5 protein-coding genes are annotated in these 5355 nt (G+C 56.9%); 3 read left to right on the forward strand and 2 right to left on the reverse strand.

All coding sequences use genetic code 11. The features are described from left to right. Positions 1 to 217, forward strand: a 217-nt coding sequence (locus M0974_RS16475; protein WP_297838843.1) for a hypothetical protein, incomplete at its 5' end; no start/stop codon positions are given. Here M0974_RS16475 and xdhB read toward each other — a convergent pair. Further along, entirely contained in the window at positions 197 to 2605 is a 2409-nt protein-coding gene (xdhB, locus tag M0974_RS16480; RefSeq protein WP_297838846.1) for a xanthine dehydrogenase molybdopterin binding subunit, read from the reverse strand. The genes M0974_RS16475 and xdhB overlap by 21 nt on opposite strands. Next, the gene (gene xdhA / locus M0974_RS16485) at positions 2598 to 4052 is read right to left on the reverse strand and encodes a xanthine dehydrogenase small subunit (RefSeq protein ID WP_297838849.1); all 1455 of its coding nucleotides are present in this window, start codon (positions 4050 to 4052) and stop codon (positions 2598 to 2600) included. The genes xdhB and xdhA overlap by 8 nt, the downstream gene beginning before the upstream one ends. 404 nt (positions 4053 to 4456) lie before the next feature. Here xdhA and M0974_RS16490 point away from each other — a divergent pair, with 404 nt between their 5' ends. Then, positions 4457 to 5116: a GntR family transcriptional regulator gene (locus M0974_RS16490; RefSeq protein WP_297838852.1), complete on the forward strand. Its 660-nt coding sequence runs from the start codon at positions 4457 to 4459 to the stop codon at positions 5114 to 5116. A 3-nt stretch (positions 5117 to 5119) separates the two neighbouring features. Further along, positions 5120 to 5355, forward strand: a 236-nt coding sequence (locus M0974_RS16495) for an AAA family ATPase (RefSeq protein WP_297838855.1), incomplete at its 3' end; no start/stop codon positions are given.

Raw genomic sequence — 5355 nt, forward strand, 5'->3', positions numbered from 1 at the left:
CACACGGCTCGCCCTGTTTTTGCAAGTCGGCGAGGGCGCTGATCCAGTTATCCATGTTTCTCTCCTGATCGTGTGCAACGATCAAATCTTCATTGTCAGCTTCGGCCTCTTCGCGGATGAATCCGCTCCCACAGGGATATGCGTTACAACTGTGGGAGCGGATTCATCCGCGAAGGCACCGCAAGCAGCACCTCATTCAGACTGGCAAATTGGTTAGTTCGCGCCCGACACCCAACGCTTCCAGAGCCGATGCATTCAACTTTCTCATCTGCTCACAGCCCCACAACACCCGTTCCGGTGTTGCCGGCGCGTCGATTTTTGGCTGATGGCGATAATCAGCGATGCTCGCAACGGCATCTTTGAGCGCGCACCACGCAGCGATCCCGAGCATGAACGGCGGTTCGCCCACAGCCTTGGAGTGGAACACTGTGTCTTCCGGGTTCTTGCGGTTTTCCACCAACTTCACCCGCAGGTCCAGCGGCATGTCACTGACTGCCGGGACCTTGTAGCTGGCCGGCCCGTTGGTCATCAGTTTGCCTTTGGCATTCCACACCAACTCTTCTATGGTCAACCAGCCCATACCCTGAATGAAGCCGCCTTCCACCTGACCGATGTCGATGGCCGGGTTCAGTGAGGCGCCGACGTCATGCAGGATGTCGGTGCGGAGCATTTTGTACTCGCCAGTCAGGGTGTCGATGATCACCTCGACGCAGGCCGCGCCATAGGCAAAATAATAGAACGGGTGACCGCGCGCCTGGGTGCGGTCGTAGTAGATCTTCGGCGTCTTGTAATAGCCGGTACTCGACAGCGAAACCTGGCCGACCCACGCCTGCATCGCCAGGGATTCGAAGGATATGACTAGCTCGCCGACACGCACATGGCCGTTGCGAAACTCCACCTGGTCTTCGCTGACCTGGTACTGCTTCGCCGCAAATTCGGTCAGACGCTGCTTGAGGATTTCAGCCGCGTTTTGCGCCGCCTTGCCGTTCAAGTCAGCGCCGCTGGAGGCCGCAGTCGGCGAGGTGTTTGGCACTTTATCGGTATTGGTCGCGGTGATCTGAATCCGGTCGATGTCCACCTGAAATACTTCGGCCACTACCTGCGCGACTTTGATGTTCAAGCCTTGGCCCATTTCGGTGCCGCCGTGGTTCAGGTGGATGCTGCCGTCGGTGTAGATATGGATCAGCGCACCGGCCTGGTTGAGAAAGCTGGCAGTGAAGGAAATGCCGAACTTCACCGGGGTTAACGCCAGGCCTTTTTTCAACACTGGGCTGTTGGCGTTGTACTCGCGAATCAATTGACGGCGCTCTGCGTATTGGCTGCTGGCTTCGAGGTCGGCGGTCATTTCCTCGAGCATATTGTGCTCGACGGTTTGGTAGTAATGAGTGACGTTGCGCTCGGTCTTACCGTAGTAATTGACCTTGCGCACGTCCAACGGGTCTTTGCCGAGGTAGCGGGCGATGCTGTCCATTACCTCTTCGATAGCGACCATGCCCTGCGGCCCGCCGAAGCCGCGATAGGCGGTATTCGATGCGGTGTTGGTCTTGCAGCGATGGCCGTTGATCGTGGCATCGCCCAGGTAATAGGAGTTGTCGGCGTGGAACATCGCCCGGTCGACGATGGAGTTGGACAGGTCCGGCGAACAGCCGCAGTTACCGGCCAGTTCCAGGCGAATTCCGTGCAACCGCCCCGTGTTATCGAAGCCGACGTCGTACTCGATATAGAAGGGGTGACGCTTACCGGTCATGAGCATGTCTTCGACCCGAGGCAAGCGCATCTTGGTCGGCTGCCCGGTCAGCAACGCCACCACTGCGCACAAGCATGCAGGGCTGGCGGCTTGGGTTTCCTTGCCGCCAAAACCTCCGCCCATACGGCGCATATCCACCACGATTTTGTTCATCGACACGCCAAGTACTTCGGCCACTAGCTTCTGCACTTCGGTGGGGTTTTGCGTCGAGCAGTAGACGATCATGCCGCCGTCTTCGGTGGGCATCACCGACGAAATTTGGGTTTCCAGGTAAAAGTGTTCCTGGCCGCCGATATGCAGGCTGCCCTGCAATCGATGTTCAGCGCTGTCTAACGCGGTGACCGAATCACCGCGTTTATGGGTATGGCTGTCGAGCACAAAGTGCTTGTTGCGAAAGGCTTCGACAACATCCAAAACAGGTTCCAGGTCTTCGTATTCGATAATCGCGGCCATTGCCGCTTTGCGTGCGGTTTCCAAGTCCCGCGCTGCGACTGCCATCACTGGCTGGCCAACGAATTCAACTTTATCGATGGCCAGCAATGGGTCGCCGGGCAGTAGCGGGCCGATATCTTTCAGGCCGGGAATATCTTTGTGGGTAATCGCAATGCGCACGCCTTCGAAGGCGTAGCAGGGCGAAGTGTCGATACTGATGATTCGTGCATGGGCGCGGTCAGACATCCGTGCATACACGTGCAGTTGATTGGGGAATTCGAGGCGGTCATCGATGTACACCGCTTCACCCGACACATGCTTGTCGGCGCTGTCATGCTTTACGCTACGGCCGACGCCAGTTTTCAAATCCTGCTGAAACAGCGCGATCATTTCGGCCTGGGTTTTTTCCGGGGCATGATTAGACATAAGAGGTCACCCGCGTTTCGATGTGAGGCGTCTGCAGTTCGATGAAGTATTTACGCAGCAAGTTTTGTGCGCTGAGCAGGCGGTATTCCTTGCTGGCGCGGAAGTCCGACAGCGGGGTGAAGTCGTCAGCCAGGGCGGCGCAGGCCCGCTCCACAGTGGCCGACGTCCATGGCGCGCCAATCAGCGCTTGTTCACACGCAGCGGCACGTTTTGGAATCGCCGCCATACCACCGAACGCCACGCGGGCATCGACGATGGCGCCGTTTTCCACCTGCAAACGGAACGCGGCACACACCGCAGAAATATCGTCATCCAAACGTTTCGAGACTTTGTACGCGCGAAACACCTGCCGGGCGTTGGCCTTGGGCACGATGATTTTCTCGATGAACTCGCTGTCTTGCCGGGCCGTTACGCGGTAATCGATGAAGTAATCTTCCAGCGCCAAGGTCCGCCGGGTCTGGCCTTTGCACAGCACGATTTGCGCACCTAGGGCGATCAACAGCGGCGGCGAATCACCAATCGGCGACGCGTTACCGATGTTGCCGCCCAAGGTGCCCTGATTGCGGATCTGCAACGAAGCAAAACGCTGCAACAGCTCGCCAAAGTCCGGGTATTCAGCGCTGAGCGCGGCGTAACAATCGGTCAGCGAAGTCGCGGCGCCAATCTCCAGACGGTCGTCGAAATGTTCAACGCGTTTCATTTCTTCGATGTTGCCGACGTAGATCATCACCGGCAGCGTGCGGTGGAATTGCGTGACTTCCAACGCCAAATCAGTACCGCCCGCTAGCAAGCGTGCTTGCGGGTAGGCGTCATAGAGTTCGGCCAGATCGCTCACGGTCAACGGCACGAGGCAGCGCTTGTCACCGCTGTTGAGTTCACCGGTTTCCTTGGGCGAAATAGCGCGCAAACGTGCCATTGTCTCGGCTTGGCGCTGATCGAACTGATCCGGCTCACGCAACCCACAAGCTTGTTCGGCAGCGGCCAGAATCGGGCGATAACCAGTGCAGCGGCACAGATTGCCGGCCAGTGCTTCGTGAGCTTGATGGCTGTCGGCTTGGCTGCTGTTCTTCTGCAATGCGAACAGCGACATAACGAAACCGGGGGTGCAGAAACCGCATTGCGAGCCGTGACAATCGACCATGGCCTTTTGCACGCTGTGCAACTGACCTTGATGTTTGAGGTCTTCAACACTGATGAGTTGCTTGCCGTGCAGCGAAGCGACGAATGTCAGGCATGAATTAAGGCTGCGATAACGCAGTTGCTCTTGGCCATCGTCACCGAGATTCAATTCGCCGACCACCACCGTGCAGGCGCCACAGTCGCCGCTGGCACAGCCTTCTTTGGTACCGGGTTTGCCCACATGCTCGCGTAGATAATTGAGCACTGTCAGGTTTGGGTCCAGGGCATGCTCGGTTCGCAGTTCCTGATTGAGTAAGAATTGGATCACGGAAGGTCCTCTCGCACTATTTTTATAATCGGTCAGGGTGTGAAAGCTACTGCGCTCAGCAATGCTGCGTTAAAACCAGGCTCAAAATGCTCATTTACAACCCGTAGACTCCGCTTTCTCGCCTGGTTTTGCCTTGCCTTGCTTTCGCTCGCTACGCTTTCGCACGCCTGACTTAGGAGTTGAATTTATCAGCTCTGACTTTCTGGTCAATAAATTTCTGACCTATAAGTCAGGAAAATCAACTTTTCCCGTATTTGTCGATTAACGGTTGTGCCGTGTCAGCGCTAAACTGCCGACCATCTCACAAAGAATTGCTTATTTCGTGCCACATTCAAGCCTTATGGCCCTGCGCCATGCGATACACTGCACGGCTGGTCAGATTGAGCTGAAGTTGAAGGATAACCATGACATTCAAGGCGCCGGATAGCCTCGCCGAGCAAATCGCTCACCACCTTGCTGAGCGGATCATCCGTGGCGAACTCAAGCCCGGGGAGCGCATTCAAGAGCAGAAGGTCACGACCTCGCTGAATGTGAGCCGTGGTTCTGTGCGTGAAGCGCTGCTGATCCTTGAACGCCGCCACCTGATCGTCATCCTCCCGCGCCGTGGCGCCCAGGTGACCGAGCTCAACGCGCACAACATTCAAAGCCTGTGCACCTTGATGAGTGAGCTGTACATCCTGCTCGCCCTTGCCGTGGCCAATCGCTGGGAATCTCAAGCTGATCTTGCGCCCTTCGTGCAGCTTCAACAGCGCTTGAAGCTCAGCTATGAACGCCAGGACGTAAAACTTTTTGTCGAAGACAGCTTCAATGTGATGCGGGCAGCCTTTCCGTTCGCCGACAACCTGTACCTACAAGAGACCGTTGAAAACCTGCAACCGTCCATGAGCCGTAACTATTATCTGGCACTGGATCAACGCAAGGCAGAAATGAGCGAGTACTTGATCCTCTTCGGCCAATTGCTCGACGCGGTAGTGGCGCGCGACCCTGTGGTGATTCGCGAGGTGCTGGGCAACTATGGCGAGCGCAGCTGCAAATTGGTCCTGTCCGCATTGGCGGCTAGCTGATCCATGCGTCTGAAATGCATCAAGCTGGCCGGGTTCAAGTCGTTCGTCGACCCGACCACGGTTAATTTCCCCAGCAACATGGCCGCCGTCGTAGGCCCCAATGGCTGTGGCAAGTCGAATATCATCGACGCCGTGCGTTGGGTGATGGGCGAAAGTTCGGCGAAAAACCTGCGTGGCGAGTCGATGACTGACGTCATCTTTAACGGCTCCACCACGCGCAAGCCAGTGAGCCAGGCCAG

Source organism: Pseudomonas sp. (assembly GCF_026224925.1).
GTDB lineage: Bacteria > Pseudomonadota > Gammaproteobacteria > Pseudomonadales > Pseudomonadaceae > Aquipseudomonas.

Bases quoted from the DNA above. Each gene is read 5' to 3' on its own strand.
- xdhB (WP_297838846.1), bottom strand. From the start codon at position 2,605: ATGTCTAATCATGCCCCGGAAAAAACCCAGGCCGAAATGATCGCGCTG.
- M0974_RS16490 (WP_297838852.1), top strand. From the start codon at position 4,457: ATGACATTCAAGGCGCCGGATAGCCTCGCCGAGCAAATCGCTCACCAC.